This is a genomic window from Herbaspirillum lusitanum P6-12, assembly GCF_000256565.1.
Taxonomy (GTDB): domain Bacteria; phylum Pseudomonadota; class Gammaproteobacteria; order Burkholderiales; family Burkholderiaceae_D; genus Herbaspirillum; species Herbaspirillum lusitanum.
On the sequence record NZ_AJHH01000267.1, the window covers coordinates 1 to 212 of the forward strand.

Here is a 212-nt window from a genome sequence, read left to right on the forward strand (position 1 = left end):
GGCCCGCCGTCGGCGACGATGAAATGGCGGCGCGCATCGCCTTGCACCGGCAACAGCGCAGCGCCCAATACGCCCATTGGGAAACCGTGGAAGAACAACTCGCGCTGGGCGACGCCATCGCACGCGCCAGCCGCCCCGGCAACGTCGTGCTGGTGGATTGCCTGACCGTCTGGCTGTCATATACCTGCCCGGCGGCTATCCCGAATTGCACC

General features: G+C 67.0%; 1 protein-coding gene. It reads left to right on the forward strand.

Annotated features, from left to right (window positions below; all coding sequences use genetic code 11):
• Positions 1-212, forward strand: a 212-nt coding sequence (locus HLUSI_RS27715) for a bifunctional adenosylcobinamide kinase/adenosylcobinamide-phosphate guanylyltransferase (protein WP_040503290.1), incomplete at both ends; no start/stop codon positions are given.